The sequence below is a fragment of the Streptomyces sp. T39 genome (genome assembly GCF_008042045.1).
Classification (GTDB): Bacteria; Actinomycetota; Actinomycetes; order Streptomycetales; family Streptomycetaceae; genus Streptomyces.
This window is the reverse complement of the sequence record NZ_RDBP01000012.1, coordinates 2,458,934-2,479,370: the sequence shown is the minus strand read 5'-3', so window position 1 is coordinate 2,479,370 and position 20,437 is coordinate 2,458,934. Positions and strand designations below refer to the sequence as shown.

Genomic DNA, 20,437 nt, shown 5'->3' with positions numbered 1-20,437 from the left:
CGCGGGGGCCGCGGCGGCGGGCGGGGCGAAGCCGGGGGCGGCGCCCTGCGGCTGCTGCGGAGCGGGCTCCTCCTCGGCGACCTCGCCGCCGAAGTTCTTCAGCAGGGCGTCCAGGCCGCCGTCGAACCCCTGGCCGATGGCGGCGAACCGCCACACGTCCTTGAGGTAGAAGTCGCCGAGCATCACGGCGCGCTCGGTGCTGAACTCGGAACCGTCGAAGGCGTACCTGACGACTTCCTGACCGCCCGCGACGAGACGGATGTAGCCGGGGCCGATCTGCGACATCTGCCCCGCGCCGTCGATCGTGGCGGTGAAGGAGAGCCGGTGGACGGTCGCCGGGATGCGGTCGAGCGTGACGCGGAACGACTCCGTGTCACCTGCCTGCGCACCGAGCAGCTGAATGGACTCCTCGGGCGACTTCGGCTGGTTGAAGAAGATGAAGTACCGGTCGTCCGACAACTGCTCGTTCGCGTCGAGACCGAAGCAGCTGATGTCGAAGGTCAGCCCCGGAGCGGCGATCTGCACACCGACGTACAGATCCGTTCCCGGAGTGAGATCACTGATCTTGGCCTTGTGGCCGCGTTGGAATTCCCTGGCCATACGTGACGACCGTCCCCCATCCCGAATGTCGAATGCGTCGCGCCAGGCTAACCGCTTACAGCGACATTGAGCCAAGCCGGTACACATTCGGTACAGGAGCGGTCCGGCTTCGGTACAGGAGAGCCCGGCGCGCCGCCTCCTCGGGTGCTCCGGCGAGCGCCGGTGCACGCCCCCGTGCGCCGGCGCCCTCCGCGGAGCGCGGGTCTCAGTCCTCCGGCGCGGGCGGGCCGTGGGGAAGCCGCCCCGCGGCGACCACGCCCTCCAGATAGCCGCGGGCCCGCTCGGTGCGCGGGTACGCCTCCAACAGCCTCCAGAACCGCGGGCCGTGGCCCGGCACCAGCAGGTGCGCCAGTTCGTGGAGGAGGACGTAGTCGACGACGTACTCCGGCATGCCCTGGAGGCGGTGGGAGAGCCGGATGCTGCCCTCGGACGGGGTGCAGGAGCCCCAGCGGGTGTTCTGGTTCGTCACCCATCGCACGGATGCCGGTTTCGCCCGCCCGTCGAAGTACTGCTCGGACAGCCGGGCGGCGCGCTCGGCGAGTGCCCCGTCGCCGAGGACCCGGCGGCTCTCCTGGGCCGCGAGCTTGTCCAGCATCACCGTCACCCACCGCCGCTCCTCGGCCTCCGACATACGGGCGGGGATGAGCACGATGGTGCGGTCGCCCTCCCGGTAGGCGGAGACCGTCCTGCTGCGCCGGGGGCTCCTGCGGACCTCGACCGCGCTCGCCGCCGCACGGTGCGGGAGCCGCTTCGCGTCGCGCCGGGCACTGCCCGCGCCGCGCGCTGAGGGCTCCCCTGAGGTGAGCCGAGGGGACGGGTCGACGGGCACGCTCCGACGTTACCCGGTGCCCGCACGGGAAGTCCCGCCCCGGGCGTGGTTCACGCGTGATCCACTCCACGGCTGCACGACGACTGCACGATTCGAATGACTAATACACCGCGCCTGTGGACAACTTTTCCCGCACTTCGGCGAACGGCGGCATTCTGACAAGGCGTCGGCGAACGAAGATCGATTTCCCGGGGACGGGAGAGGACGGGGGCGGATATGCATCCGATGATGAAACCCGCGCTGCGCCGGGCCTGGCGGGACAGGCAGTCGGTGCAGTTCGGGGTGACCCCCGAGCGCGCGACGACGGTGGGCCCGGTGGACTTGGCGACCGGGTCGCTGATCGACCTGCTGGACGGCACCCGCGGCATGGATCTGCTGCGTGCGGCGGCTCGGGCGATGGGTCTGCCGGACGGCCGGGCGGACGCCCTGGTCCAGCGGCTCGCGGGCGCGGGCCTGCTCGACGACACGACCGCAGGGGGCCCGGCGGCCGTGGCCCTGCGCAGACGAACCGCCGCCCTGGAGCGGCTCCGCCCCGATCTGACGTCCCTGTCCGTGGTCCATCCCGAACCGGGCGGCGGTTCGTCTGCGCAGGGCCACGGCCGCCGGGCCCCCTGCGGTCGTGTCGTCGAGCAGGCCCGCGCCCGCGAGCCGCTGGACCAGGGCGTCCGCCCGGCCGTCCGGCAGACCCATCGCCCGAGCCGCCGCACGCAGCAGATCCATGCCGCGGGTGCCGTCCAGCAGGTCGATCAGCGACCCGGTCGCCAAGTCCACCGGGCCCACCGTCGTCGCGCGCTCGGGGGTCACCCCGTCGCGCGGGGCCACGACGACCAGGGCGAGCCCCGGCGCCGAGGGGTCCGTCTCCTCCGACCTGGGCGGCCGGTGTCGGGCGGGTGGAGGTGCGGGAGAGCGGGCTGACCGAGCCGGGCGACGTGGCACCGGGCGGTCTGTCCGCCGACGAGATCGGCGAGCGCCGTGACACGGCGGCCCGCCGCATGGTGCGCAGGGCCGCGCCGGACCGGCCGCCCAGGTCGGAGGAGACGGACCCCTCGGCGCCGGGGCTCGCCCTGGTCGTCGTGGCCCCGCGCGACGGGCTCGGCGCCTACGCCCCGGACCCGCTGCCCGCGGAGGACTGGATGGCCTGCGGAGTCCCTCACCTGTACGCGGGGGTCGTGGAGGCGACGGGCGTGGTCGGCCCGCTGGTCCTGCCCGGAGGCACCGCGTGCGCGTCGTGCCTGGAGGCCGGGCGCTCCGCGCGGGACCCCGCGCGGTCGCTTCTGCTCGCCCAGTGGCGCTCGGGCCGGCGCAGGACGGTCCCGCCCGCTTGTGACATTGCTCTCGCCACGACGGTCGCCGGGCTCGCGGCCTGCCATGCTCTGTCGTTCCTCGACGGTGACCTGCCGGGGAGTGCGGGCGCCCGGTGGGAGGTCACCCTCCCAGGCGTACGGTGGCGGTCCGAGAGGATCACACCGCACCCCGAGTGCCCCTGTGGCGCCTCTGGGGTCAATAGGGGAAAGCGCGTCCCAGGAGGCGATGACGGGCGCCGGACCCCAGCGGAAAGTAAGGGGAACCACGCCTCGGGTATCCCCGCGGCACACGAGACAATGTCCGGGTAATCGCCGTCAACGGTGCGAAGCCGTACGGCACATGACAGGCCGGCTGGGTTTTGGAGGGGCGTATGTCTGATCTTCCCCGCAAGGCGGTCACCCGTACCGCCAAGTTGGCCGCGCTGCCCCTGGGGTTCGCCGGCCGTGCCACATGGGGCCTCGGCAAGCGGATCGGCGGCAAGTCCGCGGAGATCGTGGCACGGGAGCTGCAACAGCGCACCGCTGAACAGCTGTTCAAGGTTCTCGGTGAACTCAAGGGCGGCGCGATGAAGTTCGGGCAGGCGATGTCCGTCTTCGAGTCCGCTCTGCCCGAGGAGGTCGCCGGCCCCTACCGGGCGGCGCTCACCAAACTGCAGGACGCGGCACCCCCGATGCCGACGGCCACCGTCCACGCGGTCCTGGAGGAACGCCTCGGCGAGGACTGGCGCGAGCTGTTCGCCGACTTCGAGGACAAGCCCTCGGCGGCGGCGTCCATCGGGCAGGTGCACCGGGCGGTGTGGCACGACGGCCGCGAGGTCGCGGTCAAGGTGCAGTACCCGGGGGCCGGAGAGGCCCTGCTGTCGGACCTGGCCCAGCTCAGCCGGTTCGCCCGGCTGCTGGGGCCGCTGATCCCCGGCATGGACGTGAAGCCCCTGATCACGGAGTTGCGCGACCGCGTCGCCGAGGAGCTGGACTACGAGCAGGAGGCCGCGTCCCAGCGGGAGCACGCGGCGGAGTTCGCCGACGACCCGGACGTGTTCGTGCCCGACGTGGTGCACCAGTGCGACCAGGTCCTGATCACCGAGTGGATCGACGGCATCCCGCTCTCGGAGGTGATCGCCGACGGCACTCCCGAGGAGCGCGACCGTGCCGGCCAGCTCCTCGCCGGCTTCCTCTTCTCCGGTCCCGCCCGCACGGGTCTGCTGCACGCGGACCCTCATCCGGGGAACTTCCGCCTGATGCCGGGCGAGGACGGCGAGGACTGGCGGCTCGGTGTCCTGGACTTCGGCACGGTGGACCGGCTGCCGGGCGGGTTCCCCTCGACCATCGGCACCTGTATGCGCCTGGCTCTCGAAGGCGAGGCCGACGCCGTCTACCAGTTGCTGTGCGACGAGGGCTTCGTCAAGGAGTCGATCGACCTCGACCCGGACGGAGTGCTCGAGTACCTGCTGCCGATCATCGAACCGGCCGAGGCCGAGGAGTTCGCGTTCAGCCGCGGCTGGATCCGCTCACAGGCCGCCCGGATAGCCGACATCCGCTCGCCCGCGCACCAGTTGGCCAAGCAGCTCAACCTGCCGCCCTCGTACCTGCTGATCCACCGGGTGACCTTGAGCACCATCGGCGTGCTCTGCCAGCTGAACGCCACGGTGCGGCTGCGGGACGAACTGGAAGCCTGGCTGCCCGGTTTCCTCGCCCCTGACGACGACGCCGGAGCGGAGGCCGGCGAGGACGAGCAGGAGCAGCTGGTGGAGGAGAAGACGGGGAGCTGACTCCCGCGGCGCGCCGCCGGCCCGCGGCGCGCCGCCGGCCCGCGGGAGCCGCCGGCCCACCCGGGCGGCGGCCCGCCCCCGGGGCGGCGGCCTACCACCAGGAGGAGTCGAGCCTGCCTTCGATCGCCCTGATGTGGACGCGGGCGCACTCCTCACACAGATAGAGCGGGACGCCCTCCTCCAGCGAGAACGTCCAGGTGGGCGGCGGGCCCTCGGCAACCGTTCCGCAGCTGGAGCACACGGTGCCGCCGGGCTCCTGCCGCTCGCTGTCCGCGTCGTGTCCGTTGTGCGGTGTCCTGTCCTGGTCCACCTGGTGACGATACCTCCGCCCGGCGGCGGCCCGGGGTCACCACGCACCGCGGGGGGCCGGTCCGACGGACCGGCCCCCCGCGGGGACGTCAGGCGGTCAGTGCATGACCGCCATGGCCAGCGCGCGACGGGCGCGCATCGACACGCGCTCGGCGCGCCGCTGCATACGCCGGGCGGCGACCAGGCGCGCGGCCTGGCGTTCCGCGTCGGCTTCGCGCCGGCGCTCGTGCATATGCGCACGTGCCAGGGCTTCTGGGATGAGTTGCATTTCGCGGGTCCTGTTCTGACGCGACGCATGGGCGCCGGTGGTGGTGACGGCTGGGGTGGCGGAGCCGGAGGGCTCGCTCGCGGAAGAGGTCATCGGGGCCTGCTTCTTGGGATCGTGCGTGAGGGGTCGGTCGATTGTTCCGGTGGCGTTCATGCCGCGACCGGGTTCTTGCGCGGGCGTCCACGCGGCCGCTTGCGGGCGACGACCACACCCTGGACGAACAGCTCGCCGCCCCAGACACCCCACGGCTCACGCCGCTCCTTGGCGCCCGCCAGGCAGGCCTCCATCAGCGGGCAGGTGCGGCAGAGCGACTTGGCGTACTCGACGTCCGCCGGGGACTCGGCGAAGAAGACCTCGGGGTCGTAGGAGCGGCACGGTACGGGGACGCCGAGGTTCTCGATGGCGTCGTCGAGCGCGGTGAGCGCGGTCAGGGGAGTCAAGGCGGAGTCCTCGGTGCGGGCGGGCGGGGAGAGCGTCTCGGAAGGCGGTACGGACGGGGCGTGCGCTTCGAGTTGCACGGTGTGTGATTCCTCGTCTTGTCGTGCCGGCCGGTCGGCCGGTTTGGCTGCTACCGGGTGGTGCTTGGTCCCGAGGCCCTCGCTCCGCTCTCCCGTTGGGGAAAACAGAAGGGCCGCGGATCCCGGGTGGGGTTCCGCGGCCCTGAAGGCGCCGGCCTGATCGTCGATCAGGCTGGATCACTCCAGGGTTCGAGCCCGCGGAAGGCCCACATCAGGTGGTGCTGCGTCGTCGTCTGCTTGGTTCCGGCACCGGCCGCCGCAAAGGCATAGGCCTGCGCCTCTGCCGCTGCTACTCCTGCCGCCAGTGCCTTGGTCGGTCGCTCATTGCGCTCCCGGACGGGAAGGCCGCCGAGACCGGACACGGGGAGAGCGGCGGGAATGCCGGACACACCGGTGCCGATGAACGCCGAGGAGAAGCCGAGCGAGCAGGCGGAGACGACCGAGCGATCGGTCATTTTGGCGGTGCTGACGAAGCTGGTCTCGATGCTGATCACTGGAATCGCCTCCTCTCGGCGTCTCGGGGGACCGGACAGGCCGGTCACGGTATTCGGATAAGTACAGCACGAGGACAGGGCTTCAGAGAAGCCGCTGTTCTCGTGGTTAAGAACCTATGGGGCTTGCCCCGGCGGGCGCAAACTATTTTTCCGACGAGTTTTCATCAGTCCTCCTCGTCGCCCGCCTCGGGCTCCTCACCTGCGCAGATGGCCAGGACATCGGCCCCGAACCGCTCGAGCTTGCGCCCGCCGACACCGGAGATGCCCGCGAGCTCTCCCTCGGTGTCCGGCACCGCCTCGGCGATGGCCATCAGCGTCTTGTCGGTGAAGACGCAGTAGGCGGGCTGGCCCAGCTCCTTGGCCCGCTCCGAGCGCCACTCGCGCAGCCGCTCGTAGAGCGCCTCGTCCATGTCCGAGGGGCAGTCCTCGCAGCGCATCAGCTTCATCTCGCCCGCGTCCGTCAGCGTCTTGCCGCAGACCCGGCAGAGCACCGGCCCGCGCCGCTTGCGCCGGCCCGCACCGCGCTCCACCCCGCCACCGCCCCCCGTACCGCGTGTGCCGGCGGCCGCCGAACCGGGGCGCAGCCCGTTCAGGAAACGGCTCGGGCGGCGCGAGGCGCGGCCGCCGGGCGAGCGGGACAGCGCCCACGACAGCGACAGATGGAGCCGGGCCCGGGTGACGCCGACGTAGAGCAGCCGGCGTTCCTCCTCGATCTGCTCGTCCGTCTTGGCGTAGGTGATGGGCATCATGCCCTCGGTCAGTCCGACCAGGAAGACCGCGTCCCACTCCAGGCCCTTGGCCGAGTGGAGGGAGGCCAGGGTGACGCCCTGGACGGTGGGGGCGTGCTGGGCGGCGGCACGCTCGTCGATCTCGGCGACCAGGTCCCCGAGGGTGGCCGACGGCCGGGCACGGGCGAAGTCCTCGGCGAGCCGGACCAGGGCGGCGAGGGACTCCCAGCGGTCCCGGACCGCACCGGAGCCCGCGGGGGGTTCGGTCGTCCATCCCTTCGTCGAGAGCACGGCGCGCACCTGGGAGGGGAGGTCCCCGGCGTCGTCGAGGAGGGAGTCGTTGGATCCGGCGCGGGCCGCGCCGCGCAGGGCGACCCCGGCCTCGCGGACCTCCTGGCGCTCGAAGAAGCGCTCCGCGCCGCGCAACTGGTAGGGGACGCCCGCGTCGGCGAGGGCCTGCTCGTAGACCTCGGACTGGGCGTTGACCCGGTAGAGCACGGCGATCTCGCCGGCCGGGACGCCGGCGGCGATCAGGTCCCTGATGCGCCGCGCGGTGCCCTCGGCCTCGGAGGGCTCGTCGGTGTACTCGGTGTAGGCGGGCTCGGGGCCCGGGTCGCGCTGCGAGACCAGTTCGAGGCGGTGCTCGGCGGCACGGCCGCGGGCCTGGCCGAGGAGCCCGTTGGCGAGGTGCACGACCTGGGGGGTGGAGCGGTAGTCCCGGACCAGTTTGACGACCGTCGCGCCGGGGTGGCGGGTGCGGAAGTTCAGCAGGTGGTCGGGGGTGGCGCCGGTGAAGGAGTAGATGGTCTGGCTGGCGTCGCCGACCACGCACAGGCTCTCCCGGCCGCCGAGCCACAGCTCCAGCAGCCGCTGCTGGAGCGGGCTGACGTCCTGGTACTCGTCGACCACGAAGTGCTGGTACTGGCGGCGGACGAGGTCGGCGATGTCCTGGCGGTCCTGGAGGATGCCGACCGTGAGCAGCAGCACGTCCTCGAAGTCCATGGCCGAGCGGTCGCGCTTGAGCTGCTCGTACGTGCCGTAGACCTGGCTGATCTCCGCGGGGTCGCGCGGGGCGTCGCGCGACGACTTGGCCACGGCCGCCGGATAGTCGCCGGGCACGGTCTGGGTGACCTTGGCCCACTCGATCTCGCTCGTCACATCGCGCAGCTCGTTGCGGTCGAGGCGGATGCGGCAGCGGGCGGCGGCCTCGGCGACCAGCTGGATCTTGCGGTCCAGCAGCCGGGGCATCTCCCCGCCGACCGCCTTCGGCCAGAAGTACTGGAGCTGGCGCAGGGCGGCGGAGTGGAAGGTCCGCGCCTGGACGCCGCCGGCGCCGAGCTGACGCAGCCGGCCGCGCATCTCGCCCGCCGCGCGGTTGGTGAAGGTGACGGCGAGCACACCGGCAGGCGGGAGTATCCCGGCGCGGACCCCGTAGGCGATGCGGTGGGTGATCGCGCGCGTCTTGCCCGTGCCGGCGCCTGCCAGCACGCAGACCGGGCCGTGCAGCGCGGTCGCCACCTCGCGCTGCTCGGGGTCGAGCCCGTCGAGCACCGCGTCGGCCGACTCGGGGACCTGCGGGAAGAGGGAGGAGTGCGTTGCTGCTGTCACCCCGCCATGCTGCCAGGTCCGGTGAGGTGGGTGCGCCGGGTTGTCCACAGGCACGGCTCACCGGTCGTACGAATCCCGGCGGGCGCCCGCGCCGGGGGCCGCACACGCCCGGGAGCGCCCGCGCCACGGGCCGCCCGGGACGGGTACGGCCCGTGGACCCGGCGCGGTGCGTGGGAATCCCGGGGCCGGGAATCGCCGGCGCCCCCGGCGCGTTCCCCTGCGGGGTGAACACGCACCCCGCCGAGCCGAGGAGCACACGAGACGATGCAGGGCACTGTGACGATGTACAGCACCACCTGGTGCGGATACTGCCGTCGGCTGAAGGGCCAGATGGACCGCGAGGGCATCGCCTACACCGAGATCAACATCGAGCTCGACCCCGAGTCGGCCGCCTTCGTCGAGAAGGCCAACGGTGGCAACCAGACCGTGCCGACCGTGCTCTTCCCGGACGGCTCGACGCTGACCAACCCGTCGCTGGCACAGGTCAAGCAGAAGGTCGGCGCCTGAGGCCCCTGGCGCCGACGCCCTTCCGGCCGGCCGTCAGACCACGTCCCCGGGCTTCGGCAGCGGCTTGCCGTACCAGAGCTCGATGAGGCGGGCCGCGATCGAGATCCCGTAGGGAGGCAGCACCTCCCCGGACTCGAAAGCGGCCCGCAGGTCGTCGCGGGAGAACCAGCGCGCCTCGTGGATCTCCTCGCCGTCCACCTCGATCGCCGAGGAGGTGGCGCGGGCCGTGAAGCCGAGCATCAGGCTGGAGGGGAACGGCCAGGGCTGGCTCGCGACGTAGTTCACCTCGCCCACCGAGACGCCCACCTCCTCGCGCACCTCGCGCCGCACCGACTGCTCGATGGACTCCCCGGGCTCGACGAATCCGGCGAGGGTGGAGAAGCGGCCCTCGGGCCAGTGCACCTGGCGGCCGAGCAGCGCGCGGTCCTCCTCGTCCGTGACCAGCATGATCACGGCCGGGTCGGTGCGCGGGTAGTGCTCGGCCCCGCAGGCGGGGCAGCGGCGGATGTGACCCGCCGCGGCGATGACGGTGCGCTCGCCGCAACGGGAGCAGAAGCGGTGCAGCCGCTGCCAGTTCTCCAGCGCGACCGCGTGCACCAGCAGGCCGGCGTCGCGCGGCGACAGCAGCAGTCCGGCCTCGCGCAGACCGGCGGGACGTGCCGACTGGTCCATCCGTCCGGGCAGGCTGTCCTTCTGCAGCGCGAAGTAGCGCACGCCGTCCTCGTCGGTGCCGAGGAAGTAGCGGTGGGTCTCGGTCAGCGGCGCGTCGAAGGACGGCGTCATGACCAGTTCGGTGCGGCCGTCCGCGGTGTCGTCGATCAGCACCTGGCCGCCCGAGACGACGAAGACACGGGTCGTGGGGTGGCTCCACGCCGCCGCGAGCCATGCCTCGTCGAGGCGGTTGTGGGCTTCGCGGTCGATGCCGCTCGGCGCGGTCAGGCCGATCGGACGGTCCGGTGCGGCATAGCTGTCGGTGCTCACGGGCTTCTTCCAACTCCCCCGGGTGGGCGGTTTCACAGGTCGGGTCAGCGCATGGTCTCGGCCATGTCACCCCACAGGTGGGCGGTGGTCTCGACGCCCTTCAGCAGCAGCTCCAGCTCGACCTTCTCGTCGGGCGCGTGCCAGCCGTCGGACGGCACCGAGATGCCGAGGAACAGCACCGGCGCGCCGAGGACGTCCTGGAGGTCGGCTGCGGGTCCGGAGCCGCCCTCACGGGTGAAGCGGATCTTCCGGCCGTCGAAGGCCCGGCTCATGGACCGGACGATCGACCGGAGCGCGGGGTGGTCCAGCGGGGTCAGACAGGGGCGGGTCGCGGCGCCGAAGACGATCTCGTGACGGATGCCGGCCGGCACCCGCTCCGCGACCCAGTCGGCGACCGCCCGCTCGATCTTGTCCGGGTCCTGCCCGTCGACCAGCCGGAACGAGAGCTTCACCATGGCCGACGCGGGGACGATCGTCTTGCCGCCGGGCCCCTGGTAGCCGCCGCCGATGCCGTTGACCTCGGCCGTGGGCCGGGCCCATACGCGCTCCAGCGTGGAGAAGCCCGCCTCCCCGAGGGTGCCGTGGCTCCGGGCCGTGCGCAGCCACGCCTCCTCGTCGAAGGGCAGCTCGGCGATGAGCTCGCGCTCGGTGTCGCCGAGCGGGGTGACGCCGTCGTAGAAGCCGGGGACGGTGACCCGCTCGTCCTCGTCGTGCAGCGCGGCGACGACCCTGGCGGCGACGGCGGCCGGGTTGGGCACGGCACCGCCGAAGGAGCCGGAGTGGATGTCCTGGTCGGGTCCGCGGAAGGTGATCTCGCAGTCGGCGACGCCCCGCATGCCGGTGCAGACGGTGGGCGTCGTCTTGGACCACATACCGGTGTCGGAGACGACGACGGCGTCCGCGGCGAGGCGGGCCGCGTGCTCCTCGACGAGCGCGCGGAAGTGGGGGGAGCCGGACTCCTCCTCCCCCTCCACGATCAGCTTGAGGTTGACGGCGGGGGCGGTGCGGCCGGTGGCGGCGAGGTGGGCGCGGACACCGAGGGTGTGGAAGAACACCTGCCCCTTGTCGTCGGCGGCGCCGCGCGCGTACAGGCGGCCGTCGCGGATCTCGGGCTCGAAGGGGTCGCTGTGCCAGCCGTCCTCGCGGGCCGCCGGCTGCACGTCGTGGTGGCCGTAGACCAGCACGGTCGGGGCGTCCGGATCGCCGGAGGGCCACTCGGCGAACACCGCCGGAGCGCCGGGTGTGGGCCAGATCTCGGCGACCGGGAACCCCGTCTCCGTCAGCTTGGCCGCGAGCCACTCGGCGCTGTGCCGTACGTCGTCCCGGTGCTCGGGCTGGGCCGAGACGGACGGGATGCGCAGCCAGGCGACCAGGTCGTCCAGGAAGGCGGCGCGGTGCTGCTCGATGTACGTACGGACGACGCTGTCCGGGGTGTCGCTCATGCTCATGAGCCTAACGGGCGGCGTCGCCGGAGCCGTCGGCCGTCCCACCCAGCAGGATCCGCTCCAGTCCGGCCCGCCCGGGGAGCCCGTCGGGGCGGACGACCTCGCCGGTGCGGACGAAGACGAAGGCCGCGGTGACGGCGTCGAGCGGCAGGCCCTGCTGCTCGGCCCAGGCGAGGCGGTAGACGGCGAGCTGGAGCGGGTCGGCGGCGCCGCTGCGGGCCGTCTTCCAGTCGACGATCTCGTACGCAGGGCCGGTGCCGTCCGGGAGTTCCGTGCGGTACACGGCGTCGATGCGCCCGCGCACCACCCGGCCCGCGAGCGTGAACTGGAACGGCGCCTCGACCCGGTACGGGGTCCGGCGGGCGTACGCGGTCCGGGAGAAGGCCTCCTTGAGGGCGGCGAGGTCCCGCTCGTCGGCGATGTCGGCGTCCGCGGCGTCCTCGCCCGGGTCGTCGGCGCCGCCGGGCAGCTCGTCCGGCCCCAGCATGGGCAGCGGCAGCTCCTCGAACCGCGACTCCACCCAGGCGTGGAACCGGGTGCCCCGCCGCGCGGCGGGGTGCGGCGCCCGCGGCATGGGGCGGGCCAGCTCGCGCGCGAAGCCGTCCGGGTCGGCGGCCAGGCGCAGCAGCTGCGAGGCGGACAGGGCCCGGGGCAGCACGACGTCGCGGACGGTGGCCCGGGTGCGCCGCAGCTCGCCCGCGAGGGCGTCGAGGTCGCGGTCCCAGGAGGCGAGCACCCGGGCCTCCTCCGGAGTCAGCCGCTCCGTGCCGCCGGGGCGGGCGGCGCCGTGGGTGTCGTGATCCTCGGGGGCGTCGTGATCCTCGGGGGCGTCGTGATCCTCGGGGGCGTCGGGCGGTGCGGACGCCTGGTGGGGAACGGTGCGCGCCGGTGGCCGGCCCGCGCCGCGCCGCGCCCCGCCGGGAGGCCCGCCGGGAGGCCCGCCGCCCGCGGCGGCGGGTCCGGGTGCGGCGGGCGCGGGTGCTGCGGGGGCGTCGTCCGCCCGGCCGTCCGGATCCGGGCCGGGCGGGGTCGGGCCGGACGGATCCGGGTCGGGCGCCTGCGGGTCGTACGAATCCCGTCCGTACGGATCCTGCCCGTGCGGATCCGGGTCGTCGAAGGGCGGCGGAGGTTCCTCGTCCGGGGGCAGCTCGGACGGCCAGTCGCCGTCCCAGTCCTCGGCGGCCCAGTCCTCGGCCTCCCCGTCCTCGGCGCGCGCCTCGGCGGCCCACTCCGCGTCGGTGGCCGGCGGTGCGTCCGGCACGTCCGCGGTCGGCGGCTCCTCGGATGCCAGGGCCGCCAGATGGGCCAGCACCGTCTCGGCGGCCGCGCGGCGGCGGGCCAGGGAGTCGGGGTCCAGCGGGAGCGGCCAGGCCGTCTCCGTGCCCGGCGCGCGCAGCATCGGGTTCTCCGCGTCCTCCTCCGGCTCGTCCGCCCAGACCACCGTCTCGCCGTGTCCCCGGGCGCAGTGGTCGTGGAGCGCCTGGAGGAAGGGGGACGGGCCGCGGCGGCGCTTCTGGCTCGGCCCCCACCAGTGCCCCGACCCGAGCAGCAGCGACCGCGGGCGGGTGAACGTCACATAGCCGAGGCGCAGTTCCTCGGTGAGCTGGTGCTCCTTCATCGAGTCCTTGAACGCCTTGAGGCCCCGCGCGTCCCACGACCCGACGTCCGGCAGCGTCCCGGCGTCCCCGCGCAGGGCGTGCGGCAGCACCTTGGCCTGGGAGGTCCACGCCTCCCGCGCCTGCTCGCTCGGGAAATGCTTCGCCACCAGCCCGGGAACGGCGACGACGTCCCATTCCAGGCCCTTGGACTTGTGGGCCGTCAGGACCTTGACCGTGTTCTCGCCGCCGGGCAGGGCGTTGTCCAGGCCCTTCTCGTACTGGGCGGCGGTGCGCAGGAAACCGAGGAAGGCCAGCAGCGTCGCCTCGCCGTCCACGGCGGCGAAGGAGGCGGCGACGTCCATGAAGTTGGCCAGCGTCTCCCGCCGCCGGGCCGCCAGGGCGTGCGGGGACGCCGAGAGCTCGACGTCCAGGCCGGTGTACGCCAGCACCCGGTGCAGCACGTCCATGAGCGGGTCGGCGAGCGAGCGCCGCAGGTCGCGGAGCTCGGTGGCGAGGCGGGCGAACCGGACGCGGGCGTCGGCGGAGAACGCGAGCCCGTCGTCGCCCTCGCCCCCGGCGTCGATGAAGGTGTCCAGCGCGTCGGCGAGCGAGACGGTCTCGGCCGGGTCAATGCCCTCCACGGCCGCCGCGAGCCGCAGCTCGGGGTCGTCCTCGGCGCCCGCGCGGTGCACCAGCAGCCGCGCCCGTCTGCCCAGCAGCGCCAGGTCGCGCGGCCCGATGCGCCAGCGGGGGCCGGTCAGCAGACGGACGAGCGGGGCGTTGGCTCCCGGGTCCTGGAGCACCTCGCACACGGCCACGAGGTCGGCCACCTCGGGCAGGTGCAGCAGTCCGGACAGGCCGACGACCTCCACCGGGACGTCCCGGGCGACCAGGGCGCCCTGGATCTCGGGGAAGTCGCCTGCGGTCCTGCACAGCACGGCGATCTCGCCGGGCGCCTTGCCGGTGCGCACGAGATGGGCGATCTCGTCGGCCATCCAGGCGATCTCCTCCTCGTGGGTCTCCAGCAGGGCGCAGCGCACGATGCCGTCGTGCTCGGCGCCGGGCGCGGGCCGCAGCGCCTCGACGCCCTCGTGCATCGCGCGCAGCGGGGTCGCGAGCTCGTTGGCGAGCCGGAGCAGCCGGCCGCCGCTGCGCCGGTTCTCGCTGAGGGCGAAGCGGGCGGCGGGGGAGCCGTCGGCGAAGGGGAAGTGGCGGGGGAAGTCGTCGAGGTTGGCGACGGAGGCGCCGCGCCAGCCGTAGATCGCCTGGCAGGGGTCGCCCACGGCCGTCACCGCGTGGCCGGTGCCCTGGCCGAACAGCCCGGACAGCAGCTGGCGCTGGGCCACCGAGGTGTCCTGGTACTCGTCGAGCAGCACGACCCGGAACTCGTCGCGCAGGATGCCGCCCACCTCGGGGCGGGTGAGGGCGAGCTCGGCGGAGAGGGCGATCTGGTCGCCGAAGTCGAGCAGGTCGCGTTCCCGCTTGGCCGCGCGGTAGCGGGCCGTCAGGTCGAGCAGCTCGCGCCGGGCCCGCGCGGCCTCGGGGACCTTGCGCAGGTCGGCGTTGCTCAGGCGGGCGCCGGCCAGGGTGCGGAGCAGGTCGGAGTCGTAGGTGCCGAGCCGGTCCGGGGGCACCAGGTGTTCGGAGAGCTCGGCGTCGAGGGCGAGCAGATCGCTGACGAGGCTCGGGAAGGAGCGGGTGAGCGCCGGGTACGGTCCGGGCGCCTCGCGCAGCACGCGCGCGGCGAGCTGGTACCGGGTGGCGTCGGCGAGGAGCCGGGAGGACGGTTCGAGGCCGATGCGCAGGCCGTGGTCGGCGAGCAGCTGACCGGCGAACGCGTGGTACGTGGAGATGCGCGGCTCACCGGCGGCGCCGTCCTCGCCGGCGCCGGGGGCGTCCGGGTCCGTCACCCCGGCCCGGACGAGGGCGGTGCGGACGCGCTCCGCGAGCTCTCCCGCCGCCTTGTTGGTGAACGTGAGTCCGAGGACCTGCTCGGGGGCCACCTCGCCGGTGCCGACGAGCCACACCACCCGGGCGGCCATCACCGTCGTCTTCCCCGACCCGGCGCCGGCCACGATGACCTGCGGGGCGGGCGGCGCGATGATGCAGGCCGTCTGCTCCGGGGTGAAGGGGATCCCGAGGAGCTCCTTGAGCTGCTCGGGATCGGTGATGCGTGCGGTCACCCCAAAGAGGCTAACCGGGACATCCGACAGTCGTCGCCGCCCGCCGGACCGCCCCTCCCCGCCGGGACGTGCCGGAGCGGTCGTCATGACGTGCCGGAGCCGCCGCCGGGTCGCGCGGGCGCCGTCGCCTGCACGTGCCGGGTCGCGCGGGCGCCGTTCGCCTGCAGGCGCCGGAGCCGCTCTCAGGACGTGCCGGAGCCGTCCTGCTCGGATCCGGCGCCGAAGCCGGTCTCGTCCCCGTCCTCCGGGACCTCCTCGGCCGACGGCGAGGACGAGGGCGGGGACGACGGCTCCGTGGACGGCCCGGTCCCGGTGCCGGAGTCGCTGTCGGAGTCGGCCGAGGCCCCGTCCGACGGGTCCGCCCCCGTCTCCCCGCCGAGCTTCTCCAGGTCGACCACCTCGTCGGACGGGGGCGCCTGGACCCGTACCGGCTTGTCGAAGTCCGAGAACGCGACCGTGCCCGCGTCGTCCCCGCCGGGCGGGGACGACGGCTCCGTGGACGGCCCGGTCCCGGTGCCGGAGTCGCTGTCGGAGTCGGCCGAGGCCCCGTCCGACGGGTCCGCCCCCGTCTCCCCGCCGAGCTTCTCCAGGTCGACCACCTCGTCGGACGGGGGCGCCTGGACCCGTACCGGCTTGTCGAAGTCCGAGAACGCGACCGTGCCCGCGTCGTCCCCGCCGGCCCTGACGACCTTCAGGAGGTAGGGCCTGCCCTCCTTCGTCACGTACGCGGTCGTCGTCTCGCGGCCCTCCTTCTTCACCAGCACGGCGGCGGGGACACCGTCGACCTCGGCGTCCTTGCCGAGCGTCATGCCGGTGGGCTTCTCCCCGTCGTCGAGTTCGGAGAGCATGGCGTCGAGGTCGCACACGCCCCGCATGTCGTCGATGGCGCTCCCGGGCATCTTGATCCAGCGGTCCGTCATCAGCTCGACGACGCCGTCCCCGCCGCCGTCGGGGGACGCCGAGGCACGCTCGTCCATGGTGGCCCGCCAGAAGGCGCCGTCGCCCTTCAGATAGATCACGTCACTCAGCCTGCGGAGCTCGGCCCGGCCGCCCTTGACGCCGAGGTCGCCCGTGCAGTTGTCCTGGGAGTCCATGGCCAGGTCGACGGTGACCGGGTCGCCGTCGCTCTCGATCGCCCCGGCCATCCGCAGCGAATCGGCGCCCTTCGTGGCCGCGACCGCCTTGTCCGCGATCCGGTCGGCGCTCAGCCCCTTGAACGGACCGGCCGTCGCGGCGCTCGTCGCCGCCACCGGCTCCTTGCGGTTGCCCGCCGCGCTCCCCGCCCGGACGTCGCCGTCCTGGGAGCAGCCCGCGAGACCCGCCATCGTGCCGACGCACACGATCGCCGCTGTCAGGGACTTCCTCGTGGCCATGTGTTCTCTCCTCGAAGGTCCGTCAGCCGAGGCCCGGACGGGCCGCGGTGACCTTCATTGGATGCACCCGGGCAGCGACACAAGGGATGATCTGACGCAAAACACCGATCATTCCACTATTTGGCGGCCCTCCGGCTGCGCGCTGCACGACGCCCGGAAGGTGCAATGGGTGCAGTGCTGACCTGCGGACGGCGTGAAGCGTTCGTCGAGCACCCGGCCCGCGGCGGTGGCCAGCAGCTCGCCCACCCACTCCCCCGACGGCGCCTCCTGGGCCTGCACCTTGGGCAGCGCCTCGCCGCCCTCCTTCTGCGGGGCCGCCTGCCGCAGGTGGACGAGTTCCGCGCCGCCGGGCTCGGGACGCCGGCCGTCGAAGACGTCGTCCACGGCCCCCTCCCGGACGGCGAGCTGGTACACGGCGAGCTGGGGGTGGCGGGCGACCTCGTCACGGGTCGGCGCCTGCTTGCCGGTCTTGAAGTCGACGACGTAGGCCCGTCCCTCGGCGTCCCGCTCCACCCGGTCCATGGAGCCGCGGATGCGCACCTCGTAGGCGCCGGCCTCCAGTGTCACGTCGAAGTCGTGCTCGGTTGCCGCGGACACCCGGCCCCCACGGTCCGTCACATGCCAGCGCAGGAAGCGCTCCAGGGCGGTGCGGGCGTGTTCCTTCTCCTGGGCGGACTTCCAGGGCGCGTCGAAGACCAGGCCGTCCCAGACGGAGTCGAGGCGCTCCATGAGGACGGCGAGATCGGCCGGTGTGCGGCCGGAGGCCACCTCGTCGGCCAGCACATGGATCACGTTGCCGAATCCCTGGGCGGCGGTGGCCGGGACGTCCGCCTTGACCTCGCGTCCCAGGAACCACTGGAGGGCGCAGGTGTTGGCGAGCTGGTCCAGGGCGCTGCCGGACAGGGCGACGGGCCGGTCCCGGTCGCGCAGCGGCACCGCGCTGTGCGTCGGGTCGAACATGCCCCACCAGCGGTACGGATGCGCCGACGGGACCAGCGGCTGCCCCTCCTCGTCGCTGAGCGCGGCGAGCCGGGCCAGCCGGCGGGCCGCCGCGTCGCGCAGCGCGGGCGACGCGGCCGGGTCGACGGTCGTGGCACGCAGTTCGGCGACGAGGGGGGCGACGGCGAGCGGACGCCGGGGGCGGCCGGTGATGTCGCGGGGCTCGACGCCCAGCTCGGTGAGGAAGCGGGAGGGCTGGTCGCCGTCGTCCGCCGGGGCCTTGACGGCGGTGGCCACGAGGCGGTCGCGCGCGCGGGTCGCGGCCACGTAGAACAGCCGCCGCTCCTCCGCCAGCAGGGCGCCCGGGGGCAGCGGCTCGGCGAGACCGTCCCGGCCGATGCGGTCGGCCTCCAGCAGCGAACCGCGCCGCCGCAGGTCGGGCCAGAGCCCTTCCTGCACGCCGGCGACCACGACCAGGCTCCACTCCAGGCCCTTGGAGCGGTGCGCGGTCATCAGGCGTACGGCGTCGGGGCGGGCCTCCCGGCGGGAGAGGGTGTCGGCGGCGATGTCCTGGGCGTCGAGCTCCTCGATGAAGTTGAGGGCGCCCCGGCCGCCGGTGCGCTCCTCGGCGCGGGCGGCGGTCTCGAAGAGGGCGCACACCGCGTCGAGGTCCCGGTCGGCGTTGCGGCCGCCCGCGCCCCCGCGGAAGGCGGCGCGCTCCAGCCGCTGCGGCCAGGAGGTGCCGTCCCAGAGCAGCCAGAGCGCCTCCTCGGCGGTGCCGCCGCCGGCGAGGAGGTCACGCGTCCTGCGCAGCAGGGCGCCGAGCCGCTGCGCGCCGCGTGCGTACGAGGCGTCGTGCGCGACCAGGCGCTCCGGCTCGGCGAGGGCGCGGGCGAGGAGCACGTCGGACGGCGGCGGCACCCGGTTGCCGCCGGCCCGCTCCTCGTCCCGCAGCGCGCGGCCGAGCCGGCGCAGATCGGCGGTGTCCATGCCCCCGAGGGGTGAGGTCAGCAGCCCGATCGCCGTCTCCGCGTCCATCCCCCCGAACCGCGTCGCCTCCCCCGTCCGCGGGTCGCCGCCGGCCCCGGGGCCCTCGACCGCCGCGTCTCCGGCGCCCGCGGCGGCCTCCGTGCCCGGGCCCGGCTCGTCCCCGTCCGCACGCGCGCCGCCGACCGCCGTCGCGGCGCCCTGCGCGGGGCCCTCCGGGAGCGGGCCCCCGTCCTCGTCACCGTCGGTGGGGGAGCCTGCTTCCACAACTGAGACGCCCACGCCCCCCGGGCCGCCGGCCGGATCCGCTCCCGCGGAAGCGGGGCCGCCGGAGGAGGCCCCCGGCCCGTCGCCGCCCGTGGCGTCGCCGGCCGAGCCGCCGGCCGGCCCGTCGCCCGCGTCCCCGGCGCCCGCCGCGTCCCCCGCGGTCTCCGCAGCGCCCCCCGGCGATACGGCGGCAGCACCCGCGTCCCCGTCCGCCGCCCCGCCACCCGCGGCGCCCTGCGTCCGGTCCGCCCCGGGCGATGCCGTCGCCGTCGCGGAGACGCGCAGGGCGGTCAGGAGCGGGGCGACGGCGGGCTCGTGGCGCAGGGGGATGTCGTCGCCGGAGACCTCCACCGGGACACCGGCCGAGGTCAGGGCGCGGCGCAGGGTCGGGATGGTGCGGCCGCCCGCGCGGACGAGGACGGCCATCTCGCGCCAGGGGACGCCGTCCTCCAGGTGCGCGCGGCGCAGGATGTCGGCGATGTTGCCCGTCTCGGTGGACGCCGTCGGATAGGTGAAGACCTCCACCCGGCCGCCCTCGCGCACCGCGGACGGCTCCCGGTGCGCGCGGACCCGCTCGGCCGGCAGCCGGGTCAGCGGCATCCGGCGGGCCAGCTGCCGGGTCGCCTCCAGGAGCCCGGTGCCGCTGCGCCGGGACGTCGTCAGGACGGCGACCCCGGCGGGCCGGCCGTCCCGGCGGGGGAAGGCGTCCGGGAAGTCGAGGATGCCGTTCACGTCGGCGCCGCGGAAGGCGTAGATCGACTGGTCGGGGTCGCCGAAGGCGACCAGGGTGCGGCCGCCGCCGGCCAGCGCGTGGAGCAGCCGGACCTGGGCCGGGTCGGTGTCCTGGTACTCGTCCACGAAGACCGCGTCGTAGGGGAAGTCGCCCGGCGCGAGCTCGCGCTCGGCGAGCAGCACGGCGCGGTGCACCAGCTCCGCGTAGTCGAGCACCCCCTGCATGTCGAGCACGTCCAGGTACTCGGCGAGGAACGCGGCGGCGGCGCCCCAGTCGGGGCGGCCGGTGCGCTCCGCGAAGCGGGCGAGGGCGTCCGGGCCGAGGCCGAGCTCCCGGCTGCGCGCGAGCACCGCGCGGACCTCGTCGGCGAAGCCCCGGGTGGTCAGGCAGGCGCGCAGGTCGCCGGGCCAGCGGAGGCCCGCCAGCCCGTCGCGTTCGAGGGCGATGTGCCCGGTGAGCAGCTCGCGCAGGGCGACGTCCTGCTCGGGGCCGGACAGCAGCCGCAGCGGCTCGGAGAAGAGGTCGGCGTCCTGGTGGGCGCGGATCAGCGCGTAGCAGAAGGAGTGGAAGGTGGTCGCCTGGGGACCGTGGGCGCCGCCGAGCCGCAGGGCCATCCGGTCGCGCAGTTCCACCGCGGCCTTGCGGCTGAAGGTGAGCACCAGGATCCGGGCGGGGTCCTGGCCGCGGGCGATCCGGGCGGCGACGGACTCCACCAGCGTCGTGGTCTTGCCGGTGCCCGGTCCGGCGAGGACGAGCAGCGGCCCGTCGCCGTGATCAACCACCGCGCGCTGCGCTGCGTCCAGCTGAGGGGGATCCATGGGGGCCGGCGGTGTGCGCACCAGCCGGTACGCACCCGTGGGCCTCCGCCGTACCTGATGCGGGTACGTCGTACGCCCCGTGGTGGAGGAGGAACTCACGTGGATCGCCGGTCCTGGTGGGTGTGCTGGTGGTGAGAAGGCGGCGTGCGCCGCGCGCCGGCGAGGCTACGCCGGTTCGT

Annotated in this window: 14 protein-coding genes and 2 pseudogenes; 4 read left to right on the top strand and 12 right to left on the bottom strand. The window is 74.2% G+C overall.

Translation table 11 applies throughout. The features are described from left to right. Both EAO77_RS12335 and EAO77_RS12325 read right to left on the bottom strand, forming a co-directional pair. On the bottom strand, positions 1 to 600 hold a 600-nt coding region (locus tag EAO77_RS12335), incomplete at its 3' end, for a TerD family protein (protein WP_147989094.1). Between the two features lie 205 nt (positions 601 to 805). After that, entirely contained in the window at positions 806 to 1,429 is a 624-nt protein-coding gene (locus tag EAO77_RS12325; RefSeq protein WP_147988041.1) for a M48 family metallopeptidase, read from the bottom strand. 216 nt (positions 1,430 to 1,645) lie between these two features. Here EAO77_RS12325 and EAO77_RS41295 point away from each other — a divergent pair. From EAO77_RS41295 to EAO77_RS12310, 3 genes and pseudogenes are all read left to right on the top strand, one after another. Continuing rightward, positions 1,646 to 2,008 (top strand): annotated as a pseudogene (locus EAO77_RS41295) (ThiF family adenylyltransferase); the annotation flags it as partial. A gap of 293 nt (positions 2,009 to 2,301) precedes the next feature. Continuing rightward, positions 2,302 to 3,042, top strand: a pseudogene (locus EAO77_RS41290) (TOMM precursor leader peptide-binding protein); the annotation flags it as partial. 62 nt (positions 3,043 to 3,104) lie between these two features. Beyond that, the gene (locus EAO77_RS12310; protein ID WP_147988040.1) at positions 3,105 to 4,502 is read left to right on the top strand and encodes an ABC1 kinase family protein; all 1,398 of its coding nucleotides are present in this window, start codon (positions 3,105 to 3,107) and stop codon (positions 4,500 to 4,502) included. Positions 4,503 to 4,593: 91 nt separating this feature from the next. On the opposite strand, the gene EAO77_RS12305 is transcribed toward EAO77_RS12310, so the two are convergent. From EAO77_RS12305 to EAO77_RS12285, 5 genes are all read right to left on the bottom strand, one after another. Further along, the gene (locus tag EAO77_RS12305) at positions 4,594 to 4,812 is read right to left on the bottom strand and encodes a hypothetical protein (RefSeq protein ID WP_147988039.1); all 219 of its coding nucleotides are present in this window, start codon (positions 4,810 to 4,812) and stop codon (positions 4,594 to 4,596) included. Positions 4,813 to 4,908: 96 nt separating this feature from the next. Next, positions 4,909 to 5,232 carry a hypothetical protein gene (locus EAO77_RS12300; RefSeq protein WP_147988038.1) on the bottom strand — a complete coding sequence of 108 codons (324 nt, stop codon included), beginning with the start codon at positions 5,230 to 5,232 and terminating at the stop codon, positions 4,909 to 4,911. Beyond that, complete coding sequence (locus tag EAO77_RS12295; protein WP_147988037.1) at positions 5,229 to 5,597, bottom strand: WhiB family transcriptional regulator; 369 nt, start codon at positions 5,595 to 5,597, stop codon at positions 5,229 to 5,231. Before EAO77_RS12295 ends, EAO77_RS12300 begins: the two co-directional genes overlap by 4 nt. 167 nt (positions 5,598 to 5,764) lie before the next feature. Next, complete coding sequence (locus EAO77_RS12290; protein WP_147988036.1) at positions 5,765 to 6,091, bottom strand: hypothetical protein; 327 nt, start codon at positions 6,089 to 6,091, stop codon at positions 5,765 to 5,767. Between the two features lie 164 nt (positions 6,092 to 6,255). After that, on the bottom strand, positions 6,256 to 8,427 hold the full coding sequence (locus tag EAO77_RS12285) for an ATP-dependent DNA helicase UvrD2 (RefSeq protein ID WP_147988035.1): 2,172 nt from the start codon (positions 8,425 to 8,427) through the stop codon (positions 6,256 to 6,258). 264 nt (positions 8,428 to 8,691) lie between these two features. Here EAO77_RS12285 and EAO77_RS12280 point away from each other — a divergent pair, with 264 nt between their 5' ends. After that, positions 8,692 to 8,934 (top strand): mycoredoxin, encoded by a 243-nt coding sequence (locus tag EAO77_RS12280; protein WP_147988034.1) that lies wholly within the window; start codon positions 8,692 to 8,694, stop codon positions 8,932 to 8,934. 33 nt (positions 8,935 to 8,967) lie between these two features. Here EAO77_RS12280 and nudC read toward each other — a convergent pair whose 3' ends face one another. The 5 genes from nudC to EAO77_RS12255 all read right to left on the bottom strand — a co-directional run bounded on the left by nudC (position 8,968) and on the right by EAO77_RS12255 (position 20,357). Beyond that, positions 8,968 to 9,915 carry an NAD(+) diphosphatase gene (gene nudC, locus EAO77_RS12275; RefSeq protein WP_147988033.1) on the bottom strand — a complete coding sequence of 316 codons (948 nt, stop codon included), beginning with the start codon at positions 9,913 to 9,915 and terminating at the stop codon, positions 8,968 to 8,970. 44 nt (positions 9,916 to 9,959) lie between these two features. Continuing rightward, positions 9,960 to 11,357 carry a dipeptidase gene (locus EAO77_RS12270; RefSeq protein WP_147988032.1) on the bottom strand — a complete coding sequence of 466 codons (1,398 nt, stop codon included), beginning with the start codon at positions 11,355 to 11,357 and terminating at the stop codon, positions 9,960 to 9,962. Between the two features lie 10 nt (positions 11,358 to 11,367). Further along, positions 11,368 to 15,141, bottom strand: coding sequence for an ATP-dependent DNA helicase (locus tag EAO77_RS12265; RefSeq protein ID WP_147988031.1), 3,774 nt, complete (start codon positions 15,139 to 15,141; stop codon positions 11,368 to 11,370). A 182-nt stretch (positions 15,142 to 15,323) separates the two neighbouring features. Beyond that, positions 15,324 to 16,514 carry a hypothetical protein gene (locus tag EAO77_RS12260; protein ID WP_187283195.1) on the bottom strand — a complete coding sequence of 397 codons (1,191 nt, stop codon included), beginning with the start codon at positions 16,512 to 16,514 and terminating at the stop codon, positions 15,324 to 15,326. A gap of 108 nt (positions 16,515 to 16,622) precedes the next feature. Then, the gene (locus tag EAO77_RS12255) at positions 16,623 to 20,357 is read right to left on the bottom strand and encodes an ATP-dependent helicase (RefSeq protein ID WP_147988030.1); all 3,735 of its coding nucleotides are present in this window, start codon (positions 20,355 to 20,357) and stop codon (positions 16,623 to 16,625) included. Between the last annotated feature and the right edge of the window lie 80 nt (positions 20,358 to 20,437).